Origin of the sequence: Altibacter sp. HG106 (assembly GCF_028561755.1) — a bacterium.
GTDB lineage: Bacteria > Bacteroidota > Bacteroidia > Flavobacteriales > Flavobacteriaceae > DFVG01.
In genome coordinates this window covers 305569-322894 of the sequence record NZ_JAQQTD010000002.1, presented here as the reverse complement: position 1 = coordinate 322894, position 17326 = coordinate 305569, and the positions used below count along the sequence as shown (strand labels likewise).

Genomic DNA, 17326 nt, shown 5'->3' with positions numbered 1-17326 from the left:
GACACTTATTTATGGAGACCCAAGAGAAGATTATTGATGAAAGCAAGCAGGGGGAAGCGTTGATGCAAACTCCTGAAGGATCGAACAGTCGTAAACTTTACATTGAAAGTTATGGTTGTCAGATGAATTTTAGCGATAGCGAAATTGTCGCTTCAATTCTTGCTAAACAAGGTTTCAATACAACCCAAAAGATGGAGGAAGCCGATCTGGTACTGGTAAATACGTGTTCCATTCGTGACAAAGCCGAACAAACTGTTCGCAAACGCCTCGAAAAGTACAACGCGGTAAAAAAACAGCACAATCCCAATATGAAAGTCGGGGTCTTGGGCTGCATGGCAGAACGGCTAAAAAGTAAGTTTTTAGAGGAAGAAAAGATCGTAGATATGGTCGTGGGCCCCGATGCCTACAAAGACCTTCCTAATTTGTTAGAAGAAGTAGAAGCCGGTCGTGACGCGGTGAACGTGATCCTGTCGAAAGAAGAGACCTACGGAGATGTTGCTCCGGTTCGCCTGGGCGGAAATGGTGTGACGGCCTTCGTGAGCATCACTCGAGGATGTGACAATATGTGTACGTTTTGCGTGGTGCCCTTTACCCGCGGAAGAGAACGCAGCAGAAATCCTTTGAGCATTATCGATGAAGTAAATGATCTGGCGGAAAAGGGCTATAAAGAAATTACGCTTTTGGGGCAGAACGTGGATAGTTATTTATGGTATGGCGGCGGACTCAAAAAAGACTTTAAAAATGCCACTGACATGCAGAAAGCTACGGCCACCAATTTTGCGCAACTGCTGGAACTCGTAGCCCAGGCCCAACCCAAAATGCGTATTCGCTTTTCTACTAGCAATCCGCAGGACATGACGGAAGACGTACTGCATAGCATGGCAAAATACCCGAACATTTGCAACTATATTCACTTACCGGTGCAAAGTGGAAGCACGAGAATTTTAAAAGAAATGAATCGACAGCATACTCGAGAGGAGTATATGGCGCTCATCGATACGATTCGTGACATTATTCCTAACTGTGCCATTTCGCAAGATATGATCTCTGGCTTCCCCACGGAAACCGAAGAAGACCATAAGGACACTCTAAGCTTGATGGAATACGTGAAATACGACTTTGGGTTTATGTTTATGTATTCGGAACGTCCCGGCACCATGGCCGCTCGAAAATTGGAAGATGACGTGCCGGAGGAAGTCAAGAAACGACGTCTTATCGAGATCGTAAACCTGCAACAAAAGCACAGCGCCTATCGCACTCAGGAATTTGTGGGGAAAACGGTGGAGGTGCTAATCGAAAAGGAATCGCGAAAAAGCGATGCCGAATGGAGCGGTCGTACCGAGCAAAACACGGTGGCAGTATTTCCGAAGGAACAGTATAAGGTTGGTGACTTTGTGATGGTAAAAATCGAAGATTGCACCACCGCTACCCTATTGGGGAAGGCTGTGGGGTATTCAGAAAATAATTAAATACCTATGGAAAGCGTACAAGCCGTTAAACAACGTTTCGGAATTATAGGAAGTGACCAAAAACTGGATCGCGCCATCGAGAAGTCCATTCGCGTGGCCCCTACCGATATTTCGGTGTTGGTTACCGGAGAAAGCGGAGTAGGAAAAGAAAGCATTCCGCGTATCATACATTCGCTCTCCCACCGAAAGCACAATAAATATATCGCCGTAAACTGTGGCGCCATTCCCGAAGGCACTATTGATAGTGAACTCTTTGGACACGAAAAAGGGGCGTTTACCGGGGCAACGGCTACCCGCAGTGGATACTTCGAAGTAGCTGACGGGGGAACGATTTTTTTGGACGAGGTAGGAGAACTTCCGCTTCCTACACAGGTTCGTTTGTTACGAATTCTGGAAAACGGTGAGTTTTTAAAAGTAGGTTCCTCTAAAACACAAAAAACGGACGTACGTATCGTGGCCGCCACGAATGTGAACATGGCGGAGGCAATTTCCAAAGGACGATTTCGAGAAGATCTTTACTACCGACTTAGTACCGTGGAGATCAATTTACCACCGCTTCGGAATCGTGGGGAAGACATCCACTTATTGTTCCGAAAGTTTGCTGCCGATTTTTCTCAGAAGTATAAAATGCCGACAATCCGACTTGAAGATGCGGCTGTTCGCTTGTTGTTAAAGTATCATTGGGGCGGAAACATCCGTCAATTGCGGAATATCACAGAACAAATTTCAGTACTGGAGCAAGAGCGTCAGATCACCTACGACACCCTGCGAAACTACCTCCCTGACGTGGGGAGCAACTTACCGGCCGTCATTCAGCAGAAAAAACAAGAAAGCGATTTTAGCAGCGAACGAGAAATTCTCTATAAAGTGCTGTTCGATATGCAACGCGATGTGAACGACCTAAAGAAGCTTACGCTCGAATTGATGAAGAATGGCAACGCCAAAGATGTGCAGGAGGAGAATTCTTCTTTGATCAATAAGATCTATGCGGAAAATAATTCGTACAAAGACAAGTTATCTTCTATGGTGGATGCCGAAGAGGAAGAGGACGCGCACGATGTAGAAGTGCTGAGCATTCCCGAACCTTCAGGAGAACCGAAAGACCGATACGATTTCGCCGAAGATATAGAAGAAGAGGAAAGCCTCTCCCTTCAGGACAAAGAACTGGAATTGATCAAAAAATCGCTGGAAAAGAACAACGGAAAACGAAAAGCGGCGGCCGAAGAGTTAGGTATCAGCGAACGCACCTTATATCGAAAGATCAAACAATACAATCTCTAAGGCTATGAATCGTTGCAAACATCTTATCCTTTTACTCTTTTCGTGTAGCTTGTTGCAAGGATGTGGCGTCTACTCCTTTACAGGCGCCAATGTAGGGAATGCCAGCACTTTTCAGGTCAATAACTTTTTAAACAATGCGCCCATTGTAGAACCGGGAATTGCGCGAGACTTTACCATCCTTTTACAGGATCTTATTCTTACGCAAACCAGTTTAGACCTTGTAAACAATGGTGGTGATCTTATTTACGAAGGCGAGATCACCGAGTACTACGTAGCTCCTATTACGGCGACCGCACAAAGTACGGCGGCGCAAAACCGACTCACTATTTCTGTGAACGTTCGGTTCTTCAACACGCTAGAACCTGAAAAAGATTTTGAACAACGCTTTTCCTTCTACTTTGATTACGGCGGAAGCGCGCAACTAACAGGAGCGCAATTAGAGAATGCTCTGGCAGAGATTTTTGAACGGATTACTCAAGATATTTTTAACGCCTCGCTCGCAAATTGGTAATGACAACAGATCGCTACACATACCTATTAGCACATCCACAGGAGATCGACGAGTCTCATATGAAGGCGTTGGAAACAGTAGTGGAAAAATTTCCTTACTTCCAAAGTGCGCGCGCCTTACAGCTCAAAGGACTCAAAAACCAAGGCAGCTACCTATACAATGAGGCACTAAAAAAAACGGCAGCGCATACTACCGATCGGGATATATTGTTTGATTATATCACATCGGAAGAGTTTGTGCAGAACAAGATCTCAGAGCAAATTCTTCAGCACGATCCTTCCGTGAACGAAATTGAAGTTATTGCGGAAAATGTTTCGGAAGCCGTGAGCGTTGACCTCGACAACAAAATGAAGGCAGAGCTGAAAAAAGCGGAAGCCATTTTAAATCCAGAACTATTCGAACGCAAAGTAGCCTCGGTCGTCGATCTCACTGAGACACCAACTTCCGAAACGACCGCGACTGAAAAACCTTCAGACACGGTGAAGCCGGAAGCTCCGCTTCCGTTTACCAAAGCAGACACTCATTCGTTTGCCGAATGGCTAAAACTGACCAAGGCCGAACCTATTGAACGGGAGGAAACAACAGGTGCCGAAGATGAAAATGAAGAAGAAAAAGCGCGCAAATTTGCGCTTATCGACAAATTTATACAGGAAACACCAAAATTAGAACCTACTTCGCGCCCTTCCGAAGGGAATAAAAACCTTGCTAAACCCTTTACAAAACCACAGGAATCCCTAATGACAGAGACCTTGGCGAAGGTTTATTTACAACAGAAAAACTATAAAAAAGCCATTCAGGCCTATAAAATTTTAATTTTGAAAAATCCCGAAAAAAGTGGTTTCTTTGCAGACCAAATTCGGGCCATAGAAAAATTAAAAAATTCGTAATTCGATATGAGTACATTTACAATATTCCTCGTTTTGATCATCTTTATCGCCTTTTTGTTGGTGGTAGTGATCATGGTACAGAATCCAAAAGGTGGCGGACTTTCTTCCACGTTTGGCGGTGGCGGCGGTCAGCAAATGGGTGGTGTTAAGAAAACAACCGATTTCTTAGACAAGAGTACCTGGACCTTGGCGACCGTAATGTTAGCGCTTATCTTACTTTCAAACATTCCCATCATGGGAGGCAGCGGAAGTCAGGTGGAAGACTACCAACAAGATAATTTAGAAGCGACCATGCCGGCTACCGAAAGTGACGCTGGTACTGACACCGGTGGAACTTCAACCGAGGGCGATCAAGAATAATTCGTTTCGAAATACTGCAAAAAACAATGCCAGCTTCTGACAAGCTGGCATTTTTTATTTCAATCTGTCAGTTTTTAGATCATGGCACAATTTCTGTCTTTTGACGCGTGACACTTTGAAAATTTATCAACTAAAATAATTTTGAATATGGCATTAAAAATTCAACCCCTCTCAGACCGCGTTTTAGTGGCCCCTCAAGAGGCTGAAACAAAGACGGCATCGGGTTTATACATTCCCGATTCGGCTAAAGAAAAGCCGCAACAAGGAAAAGTAGTGGCTGTCGGAAAAGGCAAAAAAGATCACGACATGACCGTAAAGGTAGGTGACGTGGTATTGTACGGAAAGTACAGTGGAAGCGAATTAAAATTTGATGGAAAGGATTATCTCATCATGCGTGAAGATGATATTCTCGCTATCATTTAAACCGTAGTTCAACAATATATAACAGCATAAAATTTAGCATATTATGGCAAAAGATATAAAATTTGATGTAGCTGCACGCGACGGAATCAAGCGCGGTGTAGACGCATTGGCCGATGCGGTAAAAGTAACGCTCGGACCCAAAGGACGAAATGTAATTATTGGTAAATCGTTTGGAGCCCCACAGGTAACCAAAGACGGAGTTTCCGTAGCGAAAGAAATAGAGCTTGAAGACGAGCTGGAAAACATGGGAGCGCAAATGGTGAAGGAAGTCGCTTCCAAAACCAATGATCTCGCCGGAGACGGAACCACCACGGCTACCGTATTGGCGCAAGCTATTGTAAAAGAAGGATTGAAAAATGTGGCTGCCGGAGCCAACCCTATGGATCTGAAACGCGGTATTGACAAAGCTGTAGAATCTGTCGTAAAGGAACTGGAGAAGCAAGCCACCAAAGTAGGAAACTCTACCGATAAGATTAAGCAAGTCGCAGCCATTTCAGCAAACAACGACGATCAAATTGGAGACCTTATCGCACAGGCATTTGATAAAGTTGGTAAGGAAGGCGTGATCACCGTAGAGGAAGCCAAAGGAACCGATACCTATGTAGATGTCGTGGAGGGAATGCAGTTTGACCGCGGTTACTTATCTCCTTACTTCGTGACCGATAGCGAAAAGATGCAGACCGAGTTGGAAAACCCAATGATCTTGTTGTTCGACAAAAAGATCTCGAACATGAAAGATTTACTCCCAGTTCTTGAACCTGTAGCGCAACAAGGAAAATCATTGCTGATTATTGCAGAAGACGTAGAAGGAGAAGCCTTAGCCACATTAGTTGTGAACAAACTTCGCGGCTCCTTAAAGATCGCCGCTGTAAAAGCTCCAGGATTTGGAGATCGACGCAAAGCCATGTTAGAAGATATCGCAATCCTCACCGGAGGAACGGTTATTTCGGAAGAGCGTGGATTTACTTTGGAGAACGCCACTATGGAGATGCTGGGAACCGCTGAAAATGTAACCATCGATAAGGATAACACGACCATTGTAAATGGAGCTGGAAAGAAATCAGACATCCAGGCGCGTGTGGGTCAAATTAAAGCGCAAATTGAGACGACAACGAGCGACTATGATAAAGAGAAACTTCAGGAACGCCTGGCGAAATTAGCCGGTGGGGTTGCTGTTCTATACGTAGGCGCTGCTTCTGAAGTAGAAATGAAAGAGAAGAAAGACCGTGTAGATGACGCCCTTCATGCCACTCGTGCTGCGGTAGAAGAAGGTATCGTTGCCGGAGGTGGTGTTGCGTTCGTTCGCGCTTTAAAAGTGTTAGAAAAGTTGACAACCGACTCGTTGGATGAATCCACGGGAGTGCAAATCGTCGCACGCGCCATCGAAGCACCGCTTCGCACTATTGTAGAGAACGCAGGAGGCGAAGGTTCAGTGGTCATCAACAAAGTGTTGGAAGGTAAAAAGAACTTTGGATACGATGCGAAGAGCGAAACCTATGTGGACATGCTTAAAGAAGGAATTATCGATCCTAAGAAAGTGACACGAATTGCACTGGAAAACGCAGCTTCTGTGGCCGGAATGATCCTGACTACCGAGTGTGCGTTAATCGATATTAAAGAAGACAATCCAGCTCCAATGCCTCCTATGGGCGGCGGTGGTATGCCAGGAATGATGTAAGAAACAAGCACTATTTATCTAAGAACCCTCCCCTTAAAACGGGAGGGTTTTTTTATGCGATACGATGTAACATTACTCTGCTTTCATGAATCACCAGAAAATATAATTGCATAGTTTTCAGTATTTTATCAATTTTATAACATCAATTGTTTATGGGTCTACTCGTTCTCCCTTTTATGGCCGAGTAGTAATCGGCTCGCGACCGCCGAAAAGCGCAAGAGTAGGCATCACCATAAACCTTTATATTATGTCAACACGTATCTATGTAACCCGAACCCTTCTTATGATTGTAATGATTTTAGTCACCCTTTCTGAAGTCAGAGCACAAGAAACCACAGTAGTAAATAATGCTACGCTATCACAATATGTGCCTGCAGGCGAAAGCAGTCGGAATTTTTGTCAAGACGTAACCATTGAGATTGATGGTCAATTTATCACAATTAGTACCACAGTCACTATTTGTTGCAACACAGAGCATTTTATATGTTTTCCTATCTTTAAGAATCACAAACAAGCCAGTGCGCGAAAAAATAGTGATTCGGTTACCGTCATAAGCTCCAATACCTTCACTTGGGGAGCTAATCAAATCTCGGTGAAGCCCGGAACGTATGCGGTAGACGAAGAGGGTAACATCACTGATCTCGAATACTGGGTTCAAAAAAAATAAACTATGAACACGATCGCATTACGAAGAATAGTAGCTTATCTCATCGATGGCCTTATCATAGGAATCATATCCAGCATTGTTACATCATTCATCCGCCCATTTTTTAATCCAATTCAATATACCTGGTGGGGTATGGACATTGAATTCAATGCCGAATTTTTACTATTCTTCTATCTGGGGTATTTTGTTCTGTTTGATTTCACCCACAGAGGCGTTACTTTAGGAAAGCTGATTAGCGGTATTCATGTAGTCTCTAGTAGTCATTTAGCACTATCGCCCACGCAACACGTGAAACGTTCTTTGATAAAAATGATTTCTGTGGTGTTTTCCTTGATCGCCTTCCTGGTCTTCATTGTTACAAAAAACTGGACCCTTCACGACACCATCGCAAAAACGACAACCGTGTCTAGAACTGGTACCGTGGAAGCTTCCAACGAATAAGAACACCACACAAAAAACCCTCTCAAAGGAGAGGGTTCTAGGTTCATATTAAGTGTATTCATAAATTGTAACAGGCATTTCCAATCTCTAAGAACGGACTGCCAGAGAAATCTGCTTACTTCTTGTTGGCAGGTTTCGGAGCCTTCTTCGCAGGTTGCTGCTGAGCTTTCGCTTGTGGCTTCTTGGTTTGCTTTTTTTCCTTCATTATGTCATTATTTAAAGACAATTAAAGGTACGCTTGAAACCTAATAGTCAGTTGTTAATTGGCGAATTTTTAACCAAAAGTGAATCTTTCTAAAGCCGCTATACTGACATTAAAATTTTTATTCGATCTTTGAATCGACACGGCCACAACGCAGCATCTTATCTCCAAAATAGGGATTATAAATTTCTTTGGAATCACTTAACCAGTAAGCACCGGTATTATTGAAAGCCATAGGGCAGTATTGCTTGTAGACAGCACCTTCCGAAAGCGCTCCTTCTAATAACGTTTCTACTTCCGCAGTAACCACTACAAATGCTTCTCGCTGTGCCTCCACATCTTCAGCTTCTACCATGGCTTGCCCCGCCATAAAAGCCTTCTCACTAACTCCTATATTAGCAAAGGCCGTGAGTAAATTAGACGCAGCCGTTTGTGTCGCTTCCTTATCGGTTTGTACTAACGCATTTTTTACTTCAAGGTATTGATCAAACACTTGCTCCATCTTGGCATCATTAAAGGAAGTGGTTTCTTCGGAAGCTTCTATGGTAATGGGCGCCTCATTATCTACGGTAACCGTTTTCGGTTCTTTCTTTTCGTTTCCGCAGGCAATCAACGTTAATACTAGGCCGAAATATAAACAGTTTTGAAGGGTTCTCATATCTAACGAATTTCTTTCCGCAAAGATACAAATTACTGCTATCGCTGCTGAAAATAAAACGCCGGAATTAACAACAAGACTAAGACAGGGTGAATCAAAAATCGGCGTACATAGAAAATTACCCCGGTGGATGGTGTTTCCAGATGCAACAACACGATGAGTAACACCATGGCCACGATAAATAAAACGATATACAACAAAGATGAGAGTAACAGCACGCCTCGTTTTTGAAAGAGTGCCCACAACAGCAGAAGTGATATCACGCTATTCAACCAAAAACGTGCTCCCATATGCAGCCCCCACTTCCATAGCTCTATCTGCGGAAGCGATTGCGATAAATGACCCGATTTAAAATAGGCGATCAAAGGATCGTAAAATAGCTGTGGCGCCCTTGCACGAATAGCCACGAGTACTAGCACCGCTATAATCCCAACGAAAATTCTGAGGAGTTTATTCATGCTTGTTGGCTATAGGTTTGAGTTGTCGCACCCAAACGATCCACAGTAGAAACACCATTCCGTAGATCAGGCCGGGAAAAACGATGCCGTGTAACCAAGAGGCATGCTGCGGATATTCGTAAAGAGCAATCGCTAAGACTGCAATACGAATTAAATTGACACTGTATATTAAAACGGCTCCGGTCAACAGATAAAGCAGCGTTTTCTTCCATTGTTGGGCAAATGCGATGACAAATGCCATGAATAATATAATAATACTCACCGAATTACACCCTTCGATGATACGCGCTAAATAGTCGCCATTTACATACAACTTCATCGTAGGCTTATCGGGATGGGGTGCTACCATAGCCTCATACTCAAAAACACGAATGACCGCTGTACTTTGTTTGGCCACAAGGTGGGTGATCAGATCGGGTTTGTAGGCACTTTCTTCCGAAAGATGGAGATACCCACCATACAACCCACTAAGCACTAGATAACTTCCAAAGAACAACCCCAAAAAAAGGAGCACCGATTTGTATTTTCTGAATATCGTTCGCAACAGAGGCTTTTTAACAAAAATACAGCATTCCGAATTGGCAAAAGCGTCCCTTTTCAAATACATTTACAAAAAATTCGCACATGCCATTCGATATCTTAAAAAAAGAAGTAGTTACCTTATTGCAACAACCCAAGAAATCGGTTGATGACCGACTTACAGAGGTGTGTGTATTATTGCAGGAACGCATCGGGTATTATGACTGGGTAGGCTTTTACTTTGCCAACCACGACACCAAAACACTGCATTTGGAAGCCTTTGCGGGAGAGCCTACCGATCATACTGAAATCCCCTTCGGAAAAGGGATCTGCGGGCAGGTGGCCGAAAGCAATGCGAACTTTGTAGTTCCTGATGTAAAGGCGCAAAACAATTACATAGCGTGTAGTATCTATGTAAAAGCTGAAATTGTGATTCCCTTGTTTAAGGACGGAATAAATATGGGTCAGATTGACATTGATTCGCACACGGCTGATCCGTTTTCTCCGGAAGACGAAGAATTTCTGGTTTGGGTGAACGCTGAAGTCGCGAAGATCTTATAATTACATTCCTGTTCGAATGGCCTCTACGGGATCTAATCGCGAGGCCGATATGGCCGGAAGAATCCCGGAAACCAGTCCGATGACTGCCGAAATAGCCGTTCCCAGGAAGAGGTTCCAGGGAGATAATACAAATTCGAAATCCCCAGTAAACTGTGACGCGATTAACGAGACGATAAACACGAAGAAGAGTCCGATTAACCCACCTATCACCGCCAAAATCACTGCTTCAAAGAGGAATTGAAATAAAATAAACTTATTCTTGGCACCTAGCGATTTCTGAATTCCAATGAGGTTGGTGCGCTCCTTGACACTCACAAACATAATATTGGCAATACCAAACCCACCAACAAGCAACGAAAACCCACTAATGATAAGTCCGATGACATTCATTTGCCCTGTGATGTTATCGATAAAATCGGCAAATCCTTGTAATTGGTTGACAAAAAAGGTGTCAATTTCATCAGGCTTTAGGCCTCGCATCTGTCGTAATTTTTGAGTGAGCAAGGCGATAAATTCGGCTTGATCTACGTCCTTTTCGGGTTTGATAACAATGAATGGAAAAAGATTTTTGTTGTTAACACCATAAATCTTACGCACCATATTTACCGGTAGAAACACTGCTGTGTCTTTACTATTTCCGAAGAGACCACTCCCCTCCTTCTTCAGCACCCCAATCACGTTGAACTTACGACCGTAGAGTCTTACTTTCTTCCCGATGGCTTCCGGACCCGACCCAAAGAGGGTCTGTGCGATTTCGTCTCCCAATACAATCACCGGAGCACCACTAATGGATTCCGGCTCGTTAAAAAATCGTCCTTCAGCAATCTGCAGCGCCTCAATATCGTAATATTCTTCAGTCACCGCACCAATTTCTACGTTACCCACCGATTTGTCCTGATATTTTACGGTTTCCGCAGCCACATTAAGGGTGTAGGAAGCGGCATACAAATTGGGTGTATTCCGTTTTAAATATTGATATTCTTCATAGGTAACATCGGGAAACTGCTCGTATTTCCAACGAGGAACATCGGTAGGACCAAAGGAAAACCGACCTACAAAAATGGTGCTGTTATCGAGGGAGCTTATGCTGCCCTCAATCTCTTTTTTGAGGGAATCTACAGCAGCGAGTACCGCGATAATGGAAAAAATACCAATAGTCACTCCAACTAACGAAAGAAAGGTGCGCAGCTTATTATTTTTAAGCGCGTTGATCGCAAAATTGAAGCTTTCTTTTAAAACACGAAGATAGATCAACATAGAGAAAAACCGGTTTATGGCGCAAGGTAAAGATAGGTCTTTTTATGCGTCTCAATGTTACAAAAATCTCCCTTTATTGTTTATTTTTGCACCTATCTTACGCAGTATTAACGAATAAATCACTTTTCATGAGCGACTCCAAAAAGATTACTTCCGCGCTAATTTCGGTATTTCACAAGGATGGTTTAGAACCCATTGTCAAAAAACTGAATGATCAGGGAGTAACCCTTTATTCTACCGGCGGTACCGAAAAATTCATCAAAGAGCTAGGCATTCCAGTGGTACCGGTAGAGGAGCTTACCGATTATCCTTCCATATTAGGAGGTCGTGTAAAAACATTGCATCCCAAGATCTTTGGAGGGATTTTATACCGTGGAGATCATCAAGACGACTTAAAAGAAATTGGGAAATACAGCATTCCGCAGCTAGATGTGGTGATCGTAGATTTGTATCCGTTTGAAAAAACAGTGGCGAGCGACGCCAGTGCACAGGAAATTATTGAGAAAATTGATATCGGAGGTATTTCGTTAATTCGAGCGGCTGCTAAAAACTTCAAGGAAACCTTATGTGTCTCGAGTCGCGACGACTACCAGGAGGTCTTAACCCTGCTTTCAGAACAGGAAGGAAGTACCACCTTGGAACAGCGAAAGCTTTACGCCGCAAAGGCCTTCCAGATATCATCGCATTACGACACCGCCATTTTCAATTACTTCAATAAAGACGAAAAAATCGATGCGTTCAAGCTAAGTGAGAGCAAGGGAAAAACTCTTCGTTATGGGGAGAACCCACATCAAAAAGGGTATTTCTATGGAGATTTCGAAGCCATGTTCGATAAGCTCCACGGAAAAGAATTAAGTTACAACAACCTGTTAGACGTAGATGCTGCTGTGAATCTCATGGCCGAGTTTACCGGCGAAGCCCCCACCTTTGCTATTTTAAAACACAATAATGCCTGCGGTCTAGCGCAGCGAGAATCGCTTCACCAAGCCTATGTCGATGCGCTGGCGGGCGATCCGGTTTCTGCTTTCGGAGGGATTCTCATCAGTAATACTGAGATCGACAAGGCGACCGCCGAAGAAATTCATTCCTTGTTTTGTGAGGTGGTGATCGCTCCCTCGTTTGCTTCCGAAGCGCTCGAAATTCTCAAGGGAAAAAAGAACAGGATTTTGCTGGTTCAGAAGGAAACCCCACTTCCTTCAAAACTCGTTAGAACCTGTCTTAACGGCACCTTAGTACAAGAACGAGATAGTAAAACCGATGACAAAAACGGACTTTCCGAAGTGACCCACAATAAACCCACTGAAAAACAGTTAGAGGATTTGTTATTTGCTTCCAAAATTTGCAAACACACCAAATCGAATACGATCGTGTTGGCCAAGAACAAGCAACTTTGTGCCAGCGGAACCGGGCAAACCTCCAGAGTAGATGCGTTGCGTCAAGCCATCGACAAAGCGAATCACTTCAAGTTTGATTTGCAAGGTGCTGCAATGGCGAGCGATGCGTTCTTCCCCTTCCCAGATTGTGTAGAAATTGCAGACAATGCCGGAATCACCAGCGTTATTCAGCCGGGGGGGTCGATAAAAGATCAGCTGAGCATTGATTATTGCAACGAAAATGACCTCGCTATGGTATTTACCGGGACCCGTCATTTTAAACACTAAAATTGTTACATTTGTTGGAATAGCAAGCATTACAAAGACAAACCTATTACACCGAAAGATTTATGGGATTTTTTGATTTCCTAACCGAAGAAATTGCGATCGACCTAGGGACGGCCAATACCTTGATTATCCATAATGATAAAGTAGTGGTGGACGCCCCATCTATCGTTGCCAGACATCGCACTACCGGAAAGATTATTGCCGTAGGACGGGAAGCGTCTATGATGCAGGGAAAAACCCATGAAAATATTAAGACGATTCGCCCTTTGAAAGATGGAGTGATCGCCGATTTCGACGCGAGTGAGAAGATGATCAATATGTTCATCAAAGACATTCCTGCCTTGAAAAAGAAATGGCTCAACCCTTCCCTTCGGATGGTTATCTGTATTCCTAGCGGAATCACCGAAGTAGAGATGCGTGCAGTAAAAGAAAGTGCTGAACGGGTGAACGGAAAAGAGGTCTACCTGATTCACGAACCTATGGCCGCCGCTATTGGTATTGGTGTTGATATCATGCAGCCGAAGGGTAATATGGTGGTTGATATTGGAGGAGGAACCACCGAAATTGCTGTGATCGCTTTAGGAGGAATCGTCTGTGATAAGTCGGTTAAAATCGCGGGAGACGTCTTCACAAATGATATTATCTATTATATGCGCACCCAACACAATCTGTATGTGGGAGAGCGTACTGCGGAAAAAATTAAGATTCAGATTGGGGCTGCTACCGAAGATCTCGAACTTCCCCCGGAAGAAATGGCCGTTCAGGGCCGAGATTTATTAACCGGAAAACCGAAGCAGATTCAGACTTCCTTCCGTGAAATCGCAAAAGCACTGGACAAATCTATTTTGCGTATCGAAGATGCCGTAATGGAAACGCTTTCGCAAACACCCCCAGAATTGGCTGCCGACATTTACAATACCGGGATCTATCTCGCCGGAGGCGGGTCGATGCTACGTGGGTTAGACAAGCGGTTGTCGCAAAAAACAGACCTTCCCGTCTATATCGCTGAAGACCCCTTGCGAGCGGTGGTTCGCGGTACCGGGATTTGCCTTAAGAACCTCAACAAATACAAAAGTGTATTGATCGGTAAACAATAAGCAGCGACCCCATGCAACAGATCCTATTTTTCTTTATACGGAATAAGAACTTTCTGTTGTTTGTCATTTTATTTGCGATATCATTTTTCTTTACCGTACAATCTCATTCCTATCACAACAACAAATTTATGACCTCTGCGAATTTTTTCAGCGGAGGCGTCTACACTATTAAAAGTGGTATCACCGACTATTTTGGCCTGGAAGATCAGAATGCGTTGCTGCTTGAAGAAAACCGGCGATTACGACAATTGCTGGGCTCGCGTATAGCATCCGACAGTAGCGCTATCGACTCCTTGCCGCCTGATGGTCCATACGCCTTTGCCAGTGCCCGGGTGATCAACAATTATTACGCGAAAACGAAAAACCATATTACGATTGATAAGGGACGAAATGACGGCCTTGAAATTGATATGGGTGTTATTTCTTCTCAAGGCGTAGTAGGCATCGTTAGTAGTGTTTCTGCGAACTATGCGACCGTCCAATCGATTTTGAATACCGAAAGTCAGATTAACGCCAAACTGGAAAAATCGGGTCATTTTGGAACGGTGGTTTGGGAAGGTAAGAACCCTTCCGAAGTAACGCTTATCGATATTCCACGTATCGCGCCCGTAGCGGAAGGCGATATCGTGGTTACAGGAGGTCGCTCTACCATTTTTCCGGAAGGTATTTTGGTAGGTACTGTAGCCACCTACCAATTGGCGCAGGGAGAATCCTATTACGATCTAACGGTTACACTATTTAATGACATGACCAATTTGGATCACGTTTACATCATTGAGAATCGTGATCTACAAGAAATCCGGCAACTAGAAACCACCGTGGAGGATGCAGAATAGCGAAATTATTACCAACCTTTCCCGCTTTATCATAGTGTTGCTACTTCAGGTATTGCTGCTCAATCACATCAACTTTTTAGGGTATATAAACCCCTACCTCTATCTTCTGTTCATCCTGTTATTTCCCTTTACTGGGAACAAGAGCTTGCTCATCGTTTTGAGCTTTCTCCTTGGGTTATTCGTTGATATTTTTGGGGATTCTGGTGGGGTTCATGCAGCGGCTTCCGTGTTCGTCGCATGGGTGCGACCGTGGTTGCTTAAATTTTCCTTTGGAGTGAGCTATGAATACAACGCCGTACGCGTCAGTAAAGGAGCTCTATCACAACAACTTACGTTTATTTCTATTTTCGTGTTCCTCCATCATTTGGTGTTATTTTCAATGGAGGTTTTTAACGTTTCTCATATACTTTTGATCCTGCAATCTACGTTGTTCAATAGCCTCTTTAGTATCCTTGTTATTCAATCTGTAATTCTTATCTTTAGTAGAAACAGCTAATGCGAAAGTTACTCTTACTTATACTTGTACTTGTTAGCGGCGTGGTCTTCGCGTCACGGCTTTTCTATTTGCAGATTTACGATACTTCCTTTGACAAGCTTTCGGAAAACAATGCAATTAAAATTCAATACGATTACCCCCAACGCGGCTATATTTTTGACCGTAACGGAAAGCTTCTGGTATCTAACCAGCCCTCCTACGATGTCATGGTGATTCCGCGAGAGGTAAAACCCTTAGACACCTTAGAATTCTGCAAACTGCTGAAACTAACAAAAGAACAGTTTATCACCAAACTCGAGAAGGCCCGAGTCTATTCGCCTCGCCTTCCGTCGGTAGTTATTCCACAGCTTACCAAAGCCGAATACGCGTATTTATCAGAAAAAATGCACAAGTACGAAGGCTTTTATATTCAGAAACGATCGCTTCGAGATTATCAGATCGCTCATTCGGCGAATGTGTTAGGGTATATTGCCGAAGTAAACAACCGCATCATTGAAAACAACCCGTATTATCGCATGGGAGACCTTATTGGTATGCAAGGTGTAGAAGAGCAGTATGAAGATGTCTTACGTGGTGTTAAAGGGGTAAAGTATACCCAAAAAGACCGCTTCAATCGTGAGATCGGGCCGTATAAAGGCGGAGCTTTTGACACCCTTCCCGAACGGGGAAAAGACATTGTGCTAACTATTGAATCGCAACTTCAGTCCTACGGAGAAGAACTGATGATCAACAAGCGCGGCGGTATTGTTGCCTTAGAGCCTTCTAGCGGAGAAATATTGGCGCTAGTTGCGGCTCCAAATTACGATCCGGCCTTGCTGGTAGGAAGAGAGCGATCTAAGAATTTTACGAGGCTCTGGTATGATACTATTGCGCGACCCTTGTTTGACCGTGTTCTCAAAGGCGAATACCCTCCAGGGTCTCCTTTTAAAACTCTCACCGGACTCATCGCTTTGCAGGAAGGTGTTATAGATACCAAGGAAAAAGTGTATTGCCCGCATGGCTACGTTTATGGACGTGGTAGAAAATTAGGATGTCACAGCCATGTTACGCCGCTCGCTATGGAAGGCGGTATTGCGAATTCTTGCAATGCCTATTTCTGTACGGTGTATCGAAGAACTATTGAGAAGTATCCGAGTCCGCAGGAAGGCATTCAAAACTGGCACAACCACCTTAAAAGTTTCGGGTTAGGAGATTATTTGGGATACGACCTTCCTATCGGTAGTAAAGGCCTCATTCCCGACTCTACCTACTACAATCGATGGTATCCAGAACGTAACTGGTATGCTACAGCAACCATTTCCAACGCTATCGGTCAAGGAGAGGTAAGTTTAACTCCGATGCAGATGGTTAATTTCACGGCTACTATTGCCAATAGGGGTTGGTATATAAAACCGCACATCATAAAGAATATCAAGGGGGTGGATACGATTCCTTCGGAATACAATAAAAAACAATACACCACTATTGATGCGAAACATTTTGAGCCTGTGGTAGAAGGAATGCACGATGTCTATCGCTATGGAACCGCTTCTAGTCTTAAGATTCCGGAAATTGAGATCTGCGGAAAGACAGGAACGGCTGAAAACTATACGAAGATTGACGGCAAGCGCGTGCAGCTAACCGACCATTCAGTTTTTGTGGCATTTGCTCCGAAAGACAACCCAAAAATTGCCATTGCCGTTTTTGTTGAAAATGGCTATTGGGGAAGTCGGTGGGCCGGGAAGATCGCGAGTCTCATGATCGAAAAATACATAAAGGGAGAGATCACCCGAACAGATCTTGAAAAGTACGTGCTAGAGGGTAGCCTCATGGATGAATACGCGAAACCATACAGTGGCGAACCCTTTAAAATTAACCAATAGTA

At 43.9% G+C, this 17326-nt stretch carries 19 protein-coding genes; 15 read left to right on the top strand and 4 right to left on the bottom strand.

What is annotated here, in order from left to right; translation table 11 throughout:
• Positions 1–11 precede the first annotated feature (11 nt).
• The 9 genes from miaB (at position 12) to PO830_RS04160 (ending at position 7717) form a co-directional block, all read left to right on the top strand.
• Positions 12–1469, top strand: a complete 1458-nt coding sequence (miaB, locus tag PO830_RS04200) for a tRNA (N6-isopentenyl adenosine(37)-C2)-methylthiotransferase MiaB (RefSeq protein ID WP_272852278.1) — start codon at positions 12–14, stop codon at positions 1467–1469.
• A 6-nt stretch (positions 1470–1475) separates the two neighbouring features.
• Positions 1476–2750: a sigma-54 interaction domain-containing protein gene (locus tag PO830_RS04195; RefSeq protein WP_272852277.1), complete on the top strand. Its 1275-nt coding sequence runs from the start codon at positions 1476–1478 to the stop codon at positions 2748–2750.
• Positions 2751–2754: 4 nt separating this feature from the next.
• Complete coding sequence (locus PO830_RS04190; protein WP_272852276.1) at positions 2755–3261, top strand: LptE family protein; 507 nt, start codon at positions 2755–2757, stop codon at positions 3259–3261.
• A complete protein-coding gene (locus tag PO830_RS04185; protein WP_272852275.1) occupies positions 3261–4148 on the top strand; it encodes a hypothetical protein in 888 nt (295 codons plus the stop codon). Before PO830_RS04190 ends, PO830_RS04185 begins: the two co-directional genes overlap by 1 nt.
• A 6-nt stretch (positions 4149–4154) precedes the next feature.
• Complete coding sequence (secG, locus tag PO830_RS04180) at positions 4155–4508, top strand: preprotein translocase subunit SecG (protein WP_272852274.1); 354 nt, start codon at positions 4155–4157, stop codon at positions 4506–4508.
• 147 nt (positions 4509–4655) lie between these two features.
• Positions 4656–4931: a co-chaperone GroES gene (locus PO830_RS04175; RefSeq protein ID WP_272852273.1), complete on the top strand. Its 276-nt coding sequence runs from the start codon at positions 4656–4658 to the stop codon at positions 4929–4931.
• 43 nt (positions 4932–4974) lie between these two features.
• A complete protein-coding gene (gene groL, locus PO830_RS04170; RefSeq protein WP_272852272.1) occupies positions 4975–6609 on the top strand; it encodes a chaperonin GroEL in 1635 nt (544 codons plus the stop codon).
• Positions 6610–6856: 247 nt separating this feature from the next.
• The gene (locus tag PO830_RS04165) at positions 6857–7276 is read left to right on the top strand and encodes a hypothetical protein (RefSeq protein ID WP_272852271.1); all 420 of its coding nucleotides are present in this window, start codon (positions 6857–6859) and stop codon (positions 7274–7276) included.
• A gap of 3 nt (positions 7277–7279) precedes the next feature.
• Entirely contained in the window at positions 7280–7717 is a 438-nt protein-coding gene (locus tag PO830_RS04160; protein WP_272852270.1) for an RDD family protein, read from the top strand.
• 323 nt (positions 7718–8040) lie between these two features.
• Here PO830_RS04160 and PO830_RS04155 read toward each other — a convergent pair whose 3' ends face one another.
• From PO830_RS04155 to xrtF, 3 genes are read right to left on the bottom strand one after another with little or no spacing between them, the layout of a single operon-like run.
• Entirely contained in the window at positions 8041–8577 is a 537-nt protein-coding gene (locus PO830_RS04155) for a DUF3347 domain-containing protein (RefSeq protein WP_272852269.1), read from the bottom strand.
• Between the two features lie 38 nt (positions 8578–8615).
• Positions 8616–9035, bottom strand: a complete 420-nt coding sequence (locus tag PO830_RS04150) for an exosortase F system-associated membrane protein (RefSeq protein WP_272852268.1) — start codon at positions 9033–9035, stop codon at positions 8616–8618.
• Positions 9028–9579, bottom strand: a complete 552-nt coding sequence (xrtF, locus tag PO830_RS04145) for an exosortase family protein XrtF (protein WP_442870045.1) — start codon at positions 9577–9579, stop codon at positions 9028–9030. The genes PO830_RS04150 and xrtF overlap by 8 nt, the downstream gene beginning before the upstream one ends.
• 80 nt (positions 9580–9659) lie before the next feature.
• On the opposite strand from xrtF, the gene PO830_RS04140 reads away from it, so the two are divergent.
• Positions 9660–10115, top strand: coding sequence for a GAF domain-containing protein (locus PO830_RS04140; protein WP_272852266.1), 456 nt, complete (start codon positions 9660–9662; stop codon positions 10113–10115).
• Here PO830_RS04140 and PO830_RS04135 read toward each other — a convergent pair whose 3' ends face one another.
• Complete coding sequence (locus PO830_RS04135) at positions 10116–11372, bottom strand: ABC transporter permease (RefSeq protein ID WP_272852265.1); 1257 nt, start codon at positions 11370–11372, stop codon at positions 10116–10118. It lies immediately after the preceding gene.
• Positions 11373–11500: 128 nt separating this feature from the next.
• On the opposite strand from PO830_RS04135, the gene purH reads away from it, so the two are divergent.
• The 5 genes from purH (at position 11501) to mrdA (ending at position 17324) form a co-directional block, all read left to right on the top strand.
• Positions 11501–13033 (top strand): bifunctional phosphoribosylaminoimidazolecarboxamide formyltransferase/IMP cyclohydrolase, encoded by a 1533-nt coding sequence (gene purH, locus PO830_RS04130; protein WP_272852264.1) that lies wholly within the window; start codon positions 11501–11503, stop codon positions 13031–13033.
• 62 nt (positions 13034–13095) lie between these two features.
• Positions 13096–14130, top strand: a complete 1035-nt coding sequence (locus tag PO830_RS04125; protein ID WP_272852263.1) for a rod shape-determining protein — start codon at positions 13096–13098, stop codon at positions 14128–14130.
• 11 nt (positions 14131–14141) lie between these two features.
• The gene (gene mreC / locus PO830_RS04120; RefSeq protein ID WP_272852262.1) at positions 14142–14966 is read left to right on the top strand and encodes a rod shape-determining protein MreC; all 825 of its coding nucleotides are present in this window, start codon (positions 14142–14144) and stop codon (positions 14964–14966) included.
• Positions 14956–15462 carry a rod shape-determining protein MreD gene (locus tag PO830_RS04115; RefSeq protein WP_272852261.1) on the top strand — a complete coding sequence of 169 codons (507 nt, stop codon included), beginning with the start codon at positions 14956–14958 and terminating at the stop codon, positions 15460–15462. The genes mreC and PO830_RS04115 overlap by 11 nt, the downstream gene beginning before the upstream one ends.
• Positions 15462–17324, top strand: coding sequence for a penicillin-binding protein 2 (gene mrdA, locus PO830_RS04110; RefSeq protein WP_272852260.1), 1863 nt, complete (start codon positions 15462–15464; stop codon positions 17322–17324). The genes PO830_RS04115 and mrdA overlap by 1 nt, the downstream gene beginning before the upstream one ends.
• The last annotated feature ends 2 nt before the right edge of the window (positions 17325–17326 follow it).